Annotated in this window: 14 protein-coding genes; 9 read left to right on the forward strand and 5 right to left on the reverse strand. The window is 62.4% G+C overall.

Features of this window, described 5'->3' with window-relative positions; translation table 11 throughout:
* A partial coding sequence (locus B6V72_RS19300) for a hypothetical protein (RefSeq protein WP_206185783.1) occupies window positions 1-297 on the forward strand: 297 nt, incomplete at its 5' end.
* A 140-nt stretch (window positions 298-437) separates the two neighbouring features.
* On the opposite strand, the gene msrQ is transcribed toward B6V72_RS19300, so the two are convergent.
* Window positions 438-1043 (reverse strand): protein-methionine-sulfoxide reductase heme-binding subunit MsrQ, encoded by a 606-nt coding sequence (msrQ, locus tag B6V72_RS08885; RefSeq protein WP_088719781.1) that lies wholly within the window; start codon window positions 1041-1043, stop codon window positions 438-440.
* Window positions 1043-1972, reverse strand: coding sequence for a protein-methionine-sulfoxide reductase catalytic subunit MsrP (gene msrP / locus B6V72_RS08890; RefSeq protein WP_088725160.1), 930 nt, complete (start codon window positions 1970-1972; stop codon window positions 1043-1045). Before msrP ends, msrQ begins: the two co-directional genes overlap by 1 nt.
* 166 nt (window positions 1973-2138) lie before the next feature.
* On the opposite strand from msrP, the gene B6V72_RS08895 reads away from it, so the two are divergent.
* Window positions 2139-2591, forward strand: coding sequence for a DUF302 domain-containing protein (locus B6V72_RS08895; protein ID WP_088735371.1), 453 nt, complete (start codon window positions 2139-2141; stop codon window positions 2589-2591).
* Between the two features lie 45 nt (window positions 2592-2636).
* Here the strand turns inward: B6V72_RS08895 and B6V72_RS08900 are convergent, their stop codons facing one another.
* Complete coding sequence (locus tag B6V72_RS08900; protein ID WP_075775445.1) at window positions 2637-3086, reverse strand: ion channel; 450 nt, start codon at window positions 3084-3086, stop codon at window positions 2637-2639.
* 104 nt (window positions 3087-3190) lie between these two features.
* Between B6V72_RS08900 and smpB the strand changes: the two genes are divergently transcribed.
* The 6 genes from smpB (at window position 3191) to B6V72_RS08930 (ending at window position 9069) form a co-directional block, all read left to right on the forward strand.
* A complete protein-coding gene (smpB, locus tag B6V72_RS08905) occupies window positions 3191-3664 on the forward strand; it encodes an SsrA-binding protein SmpB (RefSeq protein ID WP_075775444.1) in 474 nt (157 codons plus the stop codon).
* Between the two features lie 83 nt (window positions 3665-3747).
* Window positions 3748-4605 (forward strand): 3-mercaptopyruvate sulfurtransferase, encoded by an 858-nt coding sequence (gene sseA, locus B6V72_RS08910; protein WP_088735372.1) that lies wholly within the window; start codon window positions 3748-3750, stop codon window positions 4603-4605.
* Window positions 4605-5786, forward strand: coding sequence for an amino acid aminotransferase (locus B6V72_RS08915; protein ID WP_088735373.1), 1182 nt, complete (start codon window positions 4605-4607; stop codon window positions 5784-5786). The genes sseA and B6V72_RS08915 overlap by 1 nt, the downstream gene beginning before the upstream one ends.
* 141 nt (window positions 5787-5927) lie before the next feature.
* A complete protein-coding gene (locus tag B6V72_RS08920; protein WP_075775442.1) occupies window positions 5928-6380 on the forward strand; it encodes a MarR family transcriptional regulator in 453 nt (150 codons plus the stop codon).
* Window positions 6373-7503 (forward strand): HlyD family secretion protein, encoded by a 1131-nt coding sequence (locus B6V72_RS08925; RefSeq protein WP_075775441.1) that lies wholly within the window; start codon window positions 6373-6375, stop codon window positions 7501-7503. Before B6V72_RS08920 ends, B6V72_RS08925 begins: the two co-directional genes overlap by 8 nt.
* A 3-nt stretch (window positions 7504-7506) precedes the next feature.
* Complete coding sequence (locus B6V72_RS08930) at window positions 7507-9069, forward strand: DHA2 family efflux MFS transporter permease subunit (RefSeq protein WP_088719785.1); 1563 nt, start codon at window positions 7507-7509, stop codon at window positions 9067-9069.
* A gap of 72 nt (window positions 9070-9141) precedes the next feature.
* Here the strand turns inward: B6V72_RS08930 and B6V72_RS08935 are convergent, their stop codons facing one another.
* Together B6V72_RS08935 and B6V72_RS08940 are read right to left on the reverse strand one after the other, a co-directional pair.
* Window positions 9142-10479 carry an ammonium transporter gene (locus B6V72_RS08935; protein WP_088719786.1) on the reverse strand — a complete coding sequence of 446 codons (1338 nt, stop codon included), beginning with the start codon at window positions 10477-10479 and terminating at the stop codon, window positions 9142-9144.
* Window positions 10480-10503: 24 nt separating this feature from the next.
* The gene (locus tag B6V72_RS08940) at window positions 10504-10842 is read right to left on the reverse strand and encodes a P-II family nitrogen regulator (RefSeq protein WP_075775438.1); all 339 of its coding nucleotides are present in this window, start codon (window positions 10840-10842) and stop codon (window positions 10504-10506) included.
* Window positions 10843-11112: 270 nt separating this feature from the next.
* On the opposite strand from B6V72_RS08940, the gene B6V72_RS08945 reads away from it, so the two are divergent.
* Complete coding sequence (locus B6V72_RS08945; RefSeq protein ID WP_088735374.1) at window positions 11113-13314, forward strand: transglycosylase domain-containing protein; 2202 nt, start codon at window positions 11113-11115, stop codon at window positions 13312-13314.
* Window positions 13315-13378: the final 64 nt, after the last annotated feature.

Consider the following 13378-nt stretch of genomic DNA (forward strand, 5'->3'; position numbering starts at 1 on the left):
TATGCTCCGGTCCGCATCGATCATCGACCAAACCGCCCGCATATCTCTTCAGATATCTATCAATGTCAAAGAGCACGGAGACAAAATCAACCGGCATCGCCTCAATCCCTTGGGGCGCTACCTGCCAACCGTATCTCCAAAATTTCCTTCGCCGTCAGCCCCTTGCGAGCCTTTCCGGCGCCCCGTTGCGGTGTGTTCCGCTTCGGTGAGGCGGTATTTACGGATCACACCGGGGAGTCGCAAGTGCCTTTTTCAAAAAACTTTCGCTTTTCTCCGACAAATCACTCAACACACTGAAATAGCTCAACTTTGCACACCACCGCAAATGCACCCAACTCACGCCAAACCAGCGCAGGGAAGAATCTTGCGCAAATCACCCACCCACGCGAAACCTCCTGCCAGGCATGCCCCAAGGGCACCCCACAAACCAAACCGAGTCACCAACGAAATGAACGAAATCGGACAGCCATGAGGACGGCAAACACCCCGAGCCAGAGCCAACCCTCATTCGAGATGACTTTCATCTGCCAGAGGTAGTGGATCACACCCAGCGCGACGGCCGGATAGACCAGCATGTGAATCCGCCGCCACGTCTTGCCCAGCTTCCGGACCGAAGCGTTGTTCGAAGTGATCGCCAGCGGGATCAGCAGCACGAAGGCGGAGATGCCGAAGAAGAGGTAGGGGCGCTTGATCAGATCGCGCGCCGCCTGCCCCCAGAGCATGCCCATATCCAGCACCGCCCAGGCGATCAGGTGCAGCGCCACGTAGAAGAATGCCAGCAAGCCAATCGCGCGGCGATACTTGATCAGGTTGAGACCGAGGAACCGGCGCGCGGGCGTGATCGCCAGCCCGCCGATCAGGAACCACAAGGCGATCTTGCCCAGACGATGCTCGATCCCTTTCACGGGATCGACACCGATGCCGCCGGTCAGTGTCAGCCAGACCACCCATGCCAGCGGGATCAGCCCGGCGAGATAGACCAACCAGCTGGGCACGCGACGCAGCGCGGTGTTGATCGGGGCGGAGAGCGTTGCGCTGTTCATCAATAGTACTTCGCGAGGTCCATGCCCTTGTAGAGCTGCGCGACCTCTTCGCCGTAGCCGTTGAACATCAGCGTCTCCTGACGGCCTGCAAAGAGACCCGCGCCCACGCGCCGTTCGGTCGCCTGCGACCAACGCGGGTGATCCACCTTCGGGTTCACATTGGCATAGAAGCCGTATTCGCGCGGCTGCAACTTGTTCCAGGTCGTCGGCGGCTGCTTATCCGTGAGCGAAATCTTCACGATGCTCTTGATCGACTTGAACCCGTATTTCCACGGCACGATCAGACGGATCGGCGCGCCGTTCTGGTTTGGCATCTCTTCGTCATAGAGGCCGGTCGCCAGAATGGTCAGCGGGTTCATCGCCTCGTCGATGCGCAGCCCCTCGACGTAGGGCCAGTCGATGCCGCCCTGTTTCTGGCCCGGCATCTGCTCGGGACGGTAGAGCGTCTGGAAGGCCACGTATTTCGCGGACGGCTGCACGCCGACGCGGTTCAGCAGGTTCGAAAGCTCGAACCCGATCCAAGGCACGACCATCGACCATGCCTCGACGCAGCGGAAGCGGTAGATGCGCTGTTCGAGCGTCACGGGCTTGAGGATATCGTCGAGCGGATAGGAGCCGGGCTTGTCGACCATGCCGTCGATCTCGATCGACCACGGGTCTGTCACCAGCTGACCCGCATACTGCGCGGGGTCGGACTTGTCCCAGCCGAACTCGTAGAAATTGTTGTAGGAGGTGATCTCCTTGAGGGTGTTCGGCTTGGCGTCGGTCGAGAATTTCGACGGTTTCGCGTCGATGCTGGCAAAGCTCGGTCCGGCGATCGAACCAAGTGCCATTGCCCCGGCACCCGCCATGATCTGGCGGCGGTTCAGGAAGTCGGCCTTGGGAGTCACATCGGCCCAGCTCGGGTCGGTTGGTCTCGTCTTGCGCATGGAAATCTCCTCTCTGCCCCTACATATGGAGCGGTGCCCGTCGCTTACACTTCGGAACTTACAGCGACATTGTTACCTCTAGGCACGTATAAAAATACGCGCCACTATCGAGACTGGATCAACGGGCGCCGCCAAGGCGCCCGATCGGGAGACAAGGGAGAGAGAGATGAAACGCTTCATCGGCGCCGCACTCGCGGCGGTCATCACCGTGGGCGCGAGCGCGACAACGGCTCAGGAAGCCCACACCTGGACCACCGAAGACACGTTCGACAACGTCACCTTCGCGGTGCAGAACGCGATCATCGGGGCGGGGCTCGTGGTCGATCACGTCAGCCATACCGGTGATATGCTGGAACGCACGAAAGACGCCGTGGGCGGCACCAAGACGCTGTTCACCGGCGCGGACGTCTTCTCCTTCTGCTCGGCGCAGACCTCGCGCGAGGTCATGGAGGCGGACATCACCAACTTTCAGTTCTGCCCCTACACGATCTTCGTCTACCAGACCCCCGAGGACACCGATCACGTGACCGTCGGCTTCCGCTCCTACGAGCAGGAATCAATGCAACCGGTGACCGATCTTCTGACCGGGATCGTCAAAGATGCGCTGATGCTCGACTGACCGATATATAGCCCGCGTGCGCACTCGCGCGCGCGAGCGCTCCGCTCAACTCGCGCCTCGCTCGGCCCGCGCCTCCAGCTGGCTCTTGCGGACATGGCGGATCACCTCGACCAGCAGCGCGGTCAGAAGCCCCACGTTCAGCAGCCCGTTCGCCGCGGCCATCCCGCCAAGGATGCGCCATTGATGGGTCAGCAGAATGTCGCCATAGCCCAGCGTTGTGAAACTCACGAGCGAGAAATAGACCGACTGCTCCATCGTGTGGAACACGCCGAGGAGGCGGAAGCAGAAAGCCCAGAGCCAGACGCCGGCAGTGACCATCGCCAAGGCCCAAAGAGCTGCGACGACGACCATCAGCATCAGTTTCGGACGGTGCGGCTCGCGCAGCATCCACCAGTGCAGCCGCGCGAATGTCGCCTCGATCGCCCAGGCGCTGAGCGCGGCGATGCATACGGTCAAGAGCATCATCACCGAACCGATCGCGATCTGAATGGTCATGGGCGTCTCCTCCTGCCCTAGCTATTTCGCGCCGCCGCACCCACGTCAAGCGCAGCGGTGCCGCACTGGACACAGCCGCTTGCCTGCCCTATCTCGATGCGACCATGGCAAAGCATTCAGACCCCAATTCCAAGCTGATCGCCGAGAACCGGCAGGCCCGTTATCACTACGCCGTCCAGGATACGCTGGAGGCGGGCATCGTGCTGCAAGGCTCCGAGGTGAAATCGATGCGCGTCGGGCAGACGAACATCGCGGAAAGCTATGCCTCCGTCGAGGATGGCGAATTGTGGCTGATCAACTCCTATATCGCGAGCCTGAACCAGGCCTCGCATTTCGGCCATGAGGAGCGCCGCAAGCGCAAACTGCTCGTGTCGAAGCGCGAACTTTCACGTCTTTGGAATGCGACCCAGCGCGAGGGGATGACCATCGTGCCGCTGAAGATGTACTTCAACGAGAAGGGCATCGCGAAGATCCTGATCGGTATCGCGAAGGGCAAGAAACAGGCCGATAAGCGCGAAACAGAGGCGAAACGCGACTGGAACCGCCAGAAACAACGCCTTCTCAAGCAGAATTACTAGGGACACAGGGCGGATTTGCCCGCCCTGCCCTTGCGTCTTGCGCACCGCTGAGTCTAAGCAATCCCGACCGGCAAAAGAGGCGCATGACGATGGATGACCCGAAAACGCTCGTATCGACGGATTGGCTCGCAGCCCATCTGAAGGATCCCGACCTGCGCATTCTGGACGCGTCGTGGTTCCTGCCGCAGATGGAGCGAGATGCAAAGGCGACCTACGAGGCCAAGCATATCCCCGGCGCGCGTTTCTTCGACATCGACGAAATCTCCGACAACCGCTCGGACCTGCCGCATATGGCGCCGCCGCCCGAGAAATTCATCTCGCGGATGCGCGCGATGGGCGTGGGCGACGGCCATCAGGTCGTGATCTACGACCAGCACTCAGTCTTCTCCGCGCCGCGCGTCTGGTGGACCTTCCGCCTGATGGGCAAGACGGATGTGGCCGTGCTTGATGGCGGCCTGCCGAAATGGGAGGCCGAAGGCCGTCCGCTCGAAGACATGCCGCCGATGGTCCGCGACCGTCACATGACGGTGCAGCGCCAGTCCGGTCTGGTGAAGGACGTCACCCAGGTCGCCCATGCCAGCAAGCTTGGCGATCACGAAATCATCGACGCGCGCCCGAACGATCGCTTCCTCGGCAACGGCACCGAGCCGCGCCCGGGACTGCGTTCGGGTCACATCCCCGGCTCGCGCAACCTGCCCTTCGGCGAACTGCTGACCCCCGAGGGCACCTTCAAATCCCCCGACGAGATCAAGGCCCTGTTCAAGGCCGCCGGCGTCGACCTGTCGAAGCCCGCGATCACGACCTGCGGCTCCGGCGTCAGCGCCGCGATTCTCGCGCTCGCGCTGGAGATCATCGGCAAGTCGGACTGGTCGCTCTATGACGGGTCCTGGTCGGAATGGGGCATGTATAACGACCTCAAGGTCGCAACGGGAGAAGCATGATGCTGAACAATCTCAAGCCGCAGGCGCCGGACAAGATCCTCGCGCTGATGGAAGAATACCGCGCCGATGAGCGCGACCAGAAGGTCGATCTCGGCGTGGGCGTCTACAAGAACGCCGAAGGTGAAACCCCGATCATGCGCGCCGTCCACAAGGCGGAAAAGCAGGTCTGGGAAAACGAGACCACCAAGAAATACGCGGGCCTCGCCGGCCAGCCGGAATTCCACGCGGCGATGGCCGAGATGGTTCTGGGCAAGGGCTATCCGGCCGACCGTCTGGCCTGCCTGTCGACCGTGGGCGGCACCGGCGCCTGCCGGATGGGCTTCGAGCTTGCGCGGATGGCGAACCCCGGCACAAAAATCTGGGTCTCCGATCCAACCTGGCCGAACCACCTCTCGATCCTGAAATTCATGGATCAGGACTTCACCACCTATCGCTATTTCGACTCCGAGACTCGCTCGGTCGATTTCGACGCGATGATTGAAGACCTGAAGGGCGCCAAGGAAGGCGACATCGTGCTGCTGCACGGCTGCTGCCACAACCCGACCGGCGCGAACCTGACGCTCGAGCAATGGGGCAAGGTCGCCGATCTGCTTCAGGAAACCGGCGCCGTGCCGATGATTGACCTCGCCTATCAGGGCTTCGGGGACGGTCTGGAAGCGGATGCGGCAGGCACCCGCCTGATCGCCGAGCGTCTGCCGGAAGTGTTGATTGCGGCCTCCTGCTCGAAGAACTTCGGCATCTATCGCGAGCGCACCGGCTGCCTGATGGTTCTGGGCTCGGAAGAGACCAAGAAGACCGTGCAAGGCAACCTCGCCTATCTCAACCGTCAGACCTACTCCTTCCCGCCCTATCACGGGCAGGCGCTGGTCACCCGCGTGCTCACCGATCCCGAGCTTCGCGCCGATTGGGAAGCCGAGCTGGAAGATGTCCGCACCGGCATGCTGGAACTGCGCCAGCAACTCGCGGACGAGTTGCGCAAGCTGTCGAACTCGGACCGCTTCGACTTCGTGGCAGAGCATCGCGGCATGTTCTCGCGCCTTGGCGCCACGCCCGAGCAGGTCGCCGCGATGAAGGAAGGCAACGCGATCTACATGGTCGGCGACTCGCGGATCAACATCGCGGGGCTGAACAAGAACAGCGTGCCGCTGCTGGCCCGCGCACTGATCGACGCAGGCGTCTAAGCACCTACCACAGAATAGAAATTCAAAACGGCGGCCCCTTCGGGTCGCCGTTTTTCGTAGCGGAATTTTCCGCCTTGCGCCCTTGAAATAATAAGCAGGCTCATAATATAGAGGCTTACTTTAATTTCAACGGAGCTCCGGATGCCCGATCAGAGCCTAGGTTTTCTCCTGCACGACGCGACGCGGTTGATCCGCCGTCGCTTCGAGGCACGCGCCAACGAATTCGGCCTGACCACCGCGCAGTGGCGGCTGCTCGTCTACCTCAAGAAGGAAGGCGCGCTGGCGCAGGCCCGACTGGCCGAGCTGCTCGAGATCGAACCGATTTCGGTCTCGCGCCTCGTCGACCGCATGGAAGAAGCCGACTGGGTCTGCCGCAAAGCTGATCCGAATGATCGCCGCGTCAAGCTCGTGCACCCTTCGGTCAAGGCGCGCAACGCTTTTGAGGATGCGCGCTCGATCGCGGACGACATCTATGAACAGGCGCTGGCCGGGTTGAGCGATGACGAAATCGCGACCGCATTGAACACCCTGCGCCAGATCATCCGTAACCTCTCCGAAGACACCTCCTCCACGTCAGAGACACATCATGAGTGACCAGAACCCGACCGCCGAGAGCGCGGAAACCCAATCGAAACAGAAACAGAAGAAGGGGCCGAAATTCTGGCTCCTCATTCTCGTGCCCGCCCTGATCGTACTGGGTGGCGCGTGGTACTGGCTCAGCGCCGGTGGCTCGCAAAGCACCGCCAACGCCAATTATCAGATGGCGCGAATCCCGGTAGCCTCGCAGATCTCGGGCCGCGTGACCGAGGTGTTCGTGCATGACAACGAGCACGTCGAGAAAGGCGCGCCCCTGTTCCAGATCGACAAGAAACCCTACGAGCTGGCACTGGCCAAGGCGCAGGCCGCGCTCTCGCAAGCCCGCCTGCAGGTCGAACAGCTGCGCGCCTCCTACAAGGCCGCGCTCGCCGACGAGAAACAGGCTGCCGACAATGCCGCCTATCAGGAGAAACAGCTCGCCCGTCAGGAGAAGCTGATCAAATCCGGCACCACCACGCAGCAGGCGCTCGACCAACAGCGCACGGCCACGCAAGCCGCGCAGAACACGCTGGCCGCCGCCAAGCAGAAGGTGGCCTCAGCCAAGGTCGCCCTCGACGGCAATCCCGAGATCCCGGTCGACGAACACCCCTCGGTGAAATCGGCGATCGTGGCGGTGAACGATGCCAAATACAATCTCTCGCAGACCGAGGTCGATGCGCCCACCGACGGCATCATCTATCAGGCAGCCTCCTTCAAGGCGGGCGAGATGGTCGGCGCGGGGACAAGCCTCTTCACGCTGGTCGACACCAGCGATGTCTGGGTGATCGCGAACTTCAAGGAAACCGCGCTGACCCACATGCAAGAGGGCCAGTCGGCCACCGTCGAATTCGACGCTTTCCCCGATCGCGAATATCACGCGACGGTCGAGGCCGTCGGCGCAGGCACCGGGGCGGAGTTCTCGATCCTTCCGGCGCAGAACGCGACCGGCAACTGGGTGAAAGTGACGCAACGCGTGCCGGTGCGCCTGCGGCTCGACGATGGCGCGAACCTCGATGGCCTGCGCGCGGGTCTCTCGGCCAGCGTCACCGTCGATACCGCCTCGCAGCCGCGCTACAAGCGTATCCTCGACAAGGCCAACAGCTCGGCCGCCGTGGCGGGCACGACCGAACAGGGGCAGTAAGCCATGGCTGACGCCGCCGAAAAGGAACCCAAGGGAATCGACCCGCATAACGTCCCGCATCGCGCGCTGATCATGGCGTCGCTGATGCTGGCGGTGATCATGCAGGTGCTCGATACCACCATCGCGAACGTGGCCCTGCCCGACATGCGCGCCGATCTCGGCGCGTCGCGCGACACGATCAACTGGGTGCTGACCTCCTATATCGTGGCCGCGGCCATCGTGACGCCGCTGTCGGGCTGGCTCGCCAATCGCTTCGGGCGGCGCGAGATCTTCATGGTCGCGGTGATCGGCTTCGTGGTCTTCTCGATGCTCTGCGGGATCGCGTGGTCGCTCGACGTGATGGTGATCTTCCGCCTCATGCAGGGCGTGTTCGGTGCGGCCATCGTGCCGCTCGCGCAGAACTTCATGCTCGACATCAACCCGCGCGAGAAGCACGGGCAGGCGATGGCGATGTTCGGCGCGGGCATCATGCTCGGCCCGATCATCGGCCCGACGCTCGGCGGTTACCTGACCGAGGTGATCAACTGGCGCTGGGTATTCTACATCAACGTGCCGCTCGGCATGATCGCCATCGCGGGGTCGCTCTTCTTCCTGCCCGAAACGCCCAAGAAGAAGATCGGCTTCGACTTCTTCGGCTTCGCGGCGCTGGCGGTGGCGATCGGCGCGCTGCAGATGATGCTCGACCGGGGCTCCGATCTCGACTGGTTCGCCTCGCGCGAAATCTGGATCGAGGCGGCGCTAGCGATCAGCGGGTTCTGGGTCTTCATCGTCTGGATTCTCAGCGCGAAAAAGCCCTTCCTCGAACCGAAGATGTTCCTCGACCGCAACCTCTCGATGGGGCTGCTGTTCATCTTCGTGATCGGGATCATCCTGCTCGCCTCGCTGGCGCTGCTGCCGCCGATGCTGTCGAATATCTTCGGCTATCCGACGCTGACGACGGGCTTGGTGATGTCCCCGCGCGGGGTCGGGGCGATGATCATGATGCTGCTGATCGGGCGGCTGGTGAAGGTCATCGACCTCCGCATCCTTGTCGTGGTCGGGCTGTCCTTCACTGCCTACTCGCTGCACATGATGTCGACCTTCTCGCCGCAGATGGGTCCGAAATGGATCATCGTCTCAGGCGTGATCCAGGGCTTCGGGCTGGGCTCGGTCTTCGTGCCGATCTCGACGCTGGCCTTTGCCACGCTCGACCCCAAGTACCGCGGCGACGGCACGGCGCTGTTCTCGCTGCTGCGCAATATCGGCTCGTCCATCGGGATTTCGATCGTGACCGCGCTGCTGACGCACAACATCGCGGTGAACCATGCCGAGATCGTCTCTGCGATCAATCCGCAGAACCTTTCGGGCGTGATGAACGGTGCAGGCAGCATCTCGAGAGAGGCCGCGCTTGAGGTGCTCAACAACCTCGCGACGCAACAGGCGGCGATGATCTCTTACGTGGACGATTTCAAGTTCATGATGTGGGTCACACTCGCGGCCATCCCGCTGGTCTTCTTCCTGCGCAAGCCGGATTACCAGAACAGAGGCGGACAGCAGACGCAACAAGGCGCTCCGGTCACCGAGTAAGCCGACACCAGACGCAATGAAAAAGGCCCGGGATCGCTCCCGGGCCTTTCGCTTTGTCTTGGATGCGGCGTCTTAGTTGACGAACTCCGGATAGGCTTCCATGCCGAGTTCCGCCTTGTCGAGACCCATCATCTCGTCCTCGGCCGGAGCGCGGATGCCCATCACGGCTTTGAGGATGAACCAGATGATTGCCGAGACCACGAAGACGAAGATGCCGACGATGATGATCGAGACGATCTGACCGTAGAAGGTGCCGTCGGGGTTGGTGATCGGAACCGCCAGCGTGCCCCAGATACCCGCGCCGAGGTGGACCGGGATGGCGCCCACGACGTCGTCGATCTTCAGCTTGTCGAGCATCGGAACCAGCAGGACCACGATGATACCGCCGATCGCGCCGATGATGGTCGCTGCACCGAGGCTCGGGGTCAGCGGCTCGGCCGTGATCGACACGAGGCCAGCCAGAGCGCCGTTGAGAACCATGGTCAGATCCGGCTTCTTGTAGAGGATCTGGGTCAGGATCAGCGCAGCGATCGCGCCACCGGCTGCTGCGGTGTTGGTATTGGCGAAGATGCGCGAGATATCGGCGACGTTGCCCACGGTGTTCATGTAGAGCTGCGAACCGCCGTTGAAGCCGAACCAGCCGAGCCACAGGATGAAGGTACCGAGCGTGGCGAGCGTCAGGTTCGAACCGGGCATCGCCTGGACCTTGCCGTCCTTGTACTTGCCGATGCGCGGGCCGAGGATCAGAGCACCGGCGAGAGCTGCCCAGCCACCGACCGAGTGCACGACGGTCGAGCCGGCGAAGTCGAGGAAGCCGAAATCGGCGTCAAGGAAGCCACCGCCCCATTTCCACGAAGCCTGGATCGGGTAGATGAAGCCCGTGAGGATCACGGTGAAGATCAGGAACGGCCACAGCTTGATGCGCTCGGCCAGCGTACCCGAAACGATCGACGCCGTGGTGGCGCAGAACATCAGCTGGAAGAAGAAGTCCGAACCGACCGAAGCGTAGGTCAGGTCGACCGAATCCGCGCCGACGCCGACAGGCTCGAGCGAGGTCGTCGAGAAAGCGCCGAGCACGCCGTTGATCGACCAGCCGTCGCCCGGATACATCAGGTTGTAGCCGATCAGATAGTACATGATCGCCGCGATCGCGAAGAGCGCGATGTTCTTGAGCGACTGCATGGTCACGTTCTTCGAGCGTACGAGGCCAGCCTCGAGCATCGAGAAGCCCGCGCCCATCCACATCACCAGGAAACCGGTGACGAGGAACATGAAGGTGTTCAGGATGAAGCCGATCTCGTTGGCCGGCGGATCCATCGCCGCAGGCGCGGCGGCATCCTGGGCCAGCGCCGGCAGAGCCACCGCGGTCAGTGCGACCGCAAGGCCGGTGATTTTCGAAAGCTTGTTCATTTTCCTACTTTCCCCTGTCGCGTCTTAAAGCGCGTCGTCATTGGTTTCGCCGGTGCGCACGCGAACCGCCTGCCCGACATCGAGAACGAAGATCTTGCCGTCGCCGATCTTGTCGGTCTTCGCGGCTTTCATGATCGTGTCGACCACCTCGTCGGCGAGGCCGTCAGCGACCACGATCTCCAGTTTGACCTTCGGCACGAAGTTCACGGCGTATTCGGCGCCACGATAGATTTCCGTGTGACCCGACTGGGCACCGAAGCCTTTGATCTCGGTCACCATCATTCCGCGTACGCCGATGGTGGTGAGCGCCTCGCGCACCTCCTCCAGCTTGAACGGCTTGATTGCTGCAATGATGAGTTTCACCTGACATCCCTTCCTTGTTCAGCCCTTTCGATGCCCGCTTGGCGACATCGCACGGTGATAAGAGGCCCTCTGCGCCCCTTTCGCACAAGGAAACGAGGTTCCGTCCGACTGGCAGATTCAGCGGATTCAGGCCCTAATTTGCACAATTTGTGCGCGTTGCCTAATTTTTAGTCACATTGCAAATCTGAAACGTGATTTTTCGCGGGTCCACATCTCGGGTCGGCCCGTGTAGATTGCGCGAAATTAAAACGCAGGCAGCGGAACAGGCAGATGACTCAGAAAGGCGGAGGGCGCGGGCGCCTCGTGGCCGACAAGCGCTATTCCTCTTCGAAGCAGAAACCCAAGGCATCGAAACCCGCCAAGCCGCGCAAGACCGCGCGCCGTGGCGGCGGCGGTGGCAAGCCTCCCCGGCGGCACGGACCGGTCACCGGCCTGATCATCGGCCTCGCGCGGCTGATCTGGCGCGTGATCTGGGGAATCGGCTGGCGACTCGCGATGATCGTCGCGCTCGTGGTGGGCGCGGCGACCCTGTATTTCTACTCGACCCTGCCAGACTACACGAAGCTGCTCGACGGCCGCACGCGCGGCTCGGTCACTATGCTCGACGATCAGGGCAAGGTCTTCGCCTGGCGCGGCGAAACCTTCGGCGGGCAGATCGACGCGAAGAACGTCTCCCCCTATCTGCGCGACGCCGTGGTCGCGACCGAGGACCGCCGCTTCTACCATCATTTCGGCATCTCGCCGCGCGGCATCGCCTCGGCGATGGCCATCAACATGCGCGAAGGGCGCGGCCCGTTTGACGGCAACGGTGGCTCGACCATCACGCAGCAGACCGCCAAGCTTCTCTGCCTCGGCGTGAAGTTCGACCCGAAGAAGTGGAAGAACGAAGCCGCCTACGAGAACGACTGCCGGTCGGGCGGTCTGCGCCGCAAGATCAAGGAAGTCCCTTACGCCTTCGCGCTGGAGCTGAAATACTCCAAGGACGAAATCCTCTCGATCTATCTCAACCGCGCCTATCTCGGGGCCGGTGCGCGTGGCTTCGAGGCCGCGTCCGAGCGCTATTTCGGCATCTCGGCAGCGAATGTCGATCCGCAGCAGGCTGCAATGTTGGCGGGCCTTCTGAAAGCGCCGAGCTACTACGCCCCGACCTCCAGCCTGAAGCGCTCGCAGGAGCGGGCCGCGACCGTGCTCAGCCTGATGCATGAGCAGGGCTACCTGACGGATCGTCAATATCTGGACGCGAAGAACAACCCCGCGACGCTGAGCCAAGCGGCGCAGAAACGCGCAGGCGGCTATTTCGCGGATTGGGTGATGGACACCATCCCCGACTTCCTGTCGCGCGACACGACCGAGGACGTGGTCATCAACACCACGCTCGATCAGCGCATCCAGTCCGCCGCCGAAGACGCGATGAAATCGGTCTACGAGAACAAGGTCTCGAAGGGGTCAAAAGCCGAGTCCGCGATCGTCGTGATGAGCGCGGATGGCGCCGTGCGGGGCATGGTTGGCGGTCGGGCCACGAAGGTCTCGGGAGCGTTCAACCACGCCACGATGGCGCAACGCCAGACCGGCTCGACATTCAAGCCCTTCGTCTACGCGACCGCGCTAGATCTGGGCTACACGCCGGATTCGATGGTCGATGACGCGCCGGTCACGGTGAAGATGCCCGGCTCGCCCGATTGGAGCCCGCGCAACTACGAGCGCAGCTACATGGGGCCGATCACGCTGACGACCGCACTGGAGCATTCGGTGAACGTCGCGACCGTGCGCGTCTCCGAGGCCGTTGGCCGTGAGAACGTCATCAAGGTCGCGGAAGGCTTCGGCTTCGCGCAGGACCTGCCGAACCTGCCCTCGGTGGCGCTCGGCGTCGGGGAATCGGACTTGCTCGACATGACGGGGGCCTATGCGGGAATCCTCAATGGCGGCTCCTCGGTGCAACCCTATGGCCTGACCTCGCTGACACTGAAGGGCGACGATCAACCGCTCTTCGGCAAACCCGGCGGGATCGGTGAGCGGGTAATCTCGCAAAAAGCCGCACAGGAGCTGACCTACATGATGCGCCAGGTCGTGCTGCACGGCACCGGCCGCCGCGCCAATATCGACGGCTACGAGATCGCGGGCAAGACCGGCACCACGCAGAGCGCCCGCGATGCCTGGTTCATCGGGTTCACCTCCGACTACGTGGTCGGCGTCTGGATGGGCAATGACGACAACTCGCCGCTGAAAGGCACCACCGGAGGCGGCCTGCCCGCCGAGATCTTCCACGAGACGATGAAGCGCGTGCTCGACGGCGAAGATCCCAAGCCGCTTCCGATGGCCCATCCGGGCGACTGGCAGGTGCCGGATCAGCAATATCAGAGCCAAAACCAGAGTGCGGGCCAAGCTCCTGCCCAGCGACAGCCGCAACGGCAACGCCGCGACCCGTCTCAGTCGATTCTGAACGAGCTGCTCAACATCTTCGGCAGCAATTGAGCGAGCAGACCCGAAAAAGAAGAACGCCCGGACCGCTGGCCCGGGCGTTCTTCTTCTCGACAGG

It is taken from the genome of Thioclava sp. F34-6, assembly GCF_002213235.1.
Taxonomy (GTDB): Bacteria; Pseudomonadota; Alphaproteobacteria; order Rhodobacterales; family Rhodobacteraceae; genus Thioclava; species Thioclava nitratireducens.

Bases quoted from the DNA above. Each gene is read 5' to 3' on its own strand.
- B6V72_RS08935 (WP_088719786.1), bottom strand. From the start codon at position 10,479: ATGAACAAGCTTTCGAAAATCACCGGCCTTGCGGTCGCACTGACCGCG.
- B6V72_RS08945 (WP_088735374.1), top strand. From the start codon at position 11,113: ATGACTCAGAAAGGCGGAGGGCGCGGGCGCCTCGTGGCCGACAAGCGC.
- B6V72_RS08895 (WP_088735371.1), top strand. From the start codon at position 2,139: ATGAAACGCTTCATCGGCGCCGCACTCGCGGCGGTCATCACCGTGGGC.
- B6V72_RS08900 (WP_075775445.1), bottom strand. From the start codon at position 3,086: ATGACCATTCAGATCGCGATCGGTTCGGTGATGATGCTCTTGACCGTA.
- B6V72_RS08920 (WP_075775442.1), top strand. From the start codon at position 5,928: ATGCCCGATCAGAGCCTAGGTTTTCTCCTGCACGACGCGACGCGGTTG.
- B6V72_RS08930 (WP_088719785.1), top strand. From the start codon at position 7,507: ATGGCTGACGCCGCCGAAAAGGAACCCAAGGGAATCGACCCGCATAAC.
- smpB (WP_075775444.1), top strand. From the start codon at position 3,191: ATGGCAAAGCATTCAGACCCCAATTCCAAGCTGATCGCCGAGAACCGG.
- msrP (WP_088725160.1), bottom strand. From the start codon at position 1,972: ATGCGCAAGACGAGACCAACCGACCCGAGCTGGGCCGATGTGACTCCC.
- B6V72_RS08925 (WP_075775441.1), top strand. From the start codon at position 6,373: ATGAGTGACCAGAACCCGACCGCCGAGAGCGCGGAAACCCAATCGAAA.
- msrQ (WP_088719781.1), bottom strand. From the start codon at position 1,043: ATGAACAGCGCAACGCTCTCCGCCCCGATCAACACCGCGCTGCGTCGC.
- B6V72_RS08915 (WP_088735373.1), top strand. From the start codon at position 4,605: ATGCTGAACAATCTCAAGCCGCAGGCGCCGGACAAGATCCTCGCGCTG.
- sseA (WP_088735372.1), top strand. From the start codon at position 3,748: ATGACGATGGATGACCCGAAAACGCTCGTATCGACGGATTGGCTCGCA.